The 1,113-nt window shown below is 69.4% G+C and carries 1 protein-coding gene; it reads left to right on the top strand.

The genetic code is table 11. From position 1 onward, the window contains the following. Positions 1-119 precede the first annotated feature (119 nt). The coding region (locus AC0NZQ_RS21825) for an IS481 family transposase (protein ID WP_474532235.1) at positions 120-1,113 on the top strand (994 nt) is incomplete at its 3' end.

Raw genomic sequence — 1,113 nt, 5'->3', positions numbered from 1 at the left:
TGTGATGCCCGGGGACGTTGTCACCGGTGAGTTGATATCGGCCTGTCGTTGAGACAGGCGAAGGCCTCCGGTTGTGAAGTGGAGCTGTCTAGGAACCGCTTCACTGACCGGAGGCCTTCGTGTCCCACGCTAACGCTGCGCTGACCCCGCGCGCCCGGCTGCGTCTTGCCCGACTCGTCGTAGAGGATGGGTGGACGTGTTCGGCGGCGGCGAAGATGTTCATGGTCTCGCCCCGCACCGCCGCCAAGTGGGCCGCCCGCTACCGCAGCGAAGGGCCGGTCGGGATGGCCGATCGGTCCTCCCGGCCGCGCCGAAGCCCGGTCAAGACCCCGCCGCGTCTGGTGCGGCAGATCGTGCGGCTGCGCTGGCGCCACCGGCTCGGGCCGGTGCAGATCGCCGGCCAGCTCGGGATGCCGGCCTCGACCGTGCACGCGGTGCTGGTGCGCTGCCGGATCAACCGGCTGTCCCACATCGACCGGGTCACCGGTGAGCCGATCCGCCGCTACGAACATCCGCACCCGGGCTCGCTGCTCCACGTCGATGTCACCAAGTTCGGCAACATCCCCGACGGCGGCGGTCACCGCTTCGTCGGCCGTCAGCAGGGCGACAAGCATCGTGTCGCCCACGCCCAGCGCACCGGCCAGCGCAACCACCGTCACGAACCGCGGCTGGGCACCGGCTACGTCCACACCGTCGTTGATGACCACTCCCGCGTCGCCTACGCCGAGATCTGCGCCGATGAGAAGGCCGACACCGCGGTCGGCGTCCTACAGCGGGCGACGGCCTGGTTCGCCGAGCGCGGCGTCACGGTCGAACGGGTGCTGTCCGACAACGGCTCGGCCTACAAGTCCTTCGCCTGGCGCGACGCCTGCGCCGAACTGGGCATCGCGCACAAGCGGACCCGCCCCTACCGGCCCCAGACCAACGGGAAGATCGAACGCTTCCACCGCACTCTCGCCGATGGCTGGGCCTACGCCCGCTTCTACGACTGCGAGACCACCCGCCGAGACGCCCTACCCGGCTGGCTCCACTTCTACAATCACCACCGAGCCCACAGCGCCATCGCAGGCCTACCACCGATCAGCCGCCTGACCAACCTGCCTGGACATCACA

Source organism: Jatrophihabitans sp. sgz311053 (genome assembly GCF_056135305.1).
The sequence above is the reverse complement of the archived record's forward strand: the minus strand, read 5'-3'. Positions and strand labels throughout refer to the sequence as shown.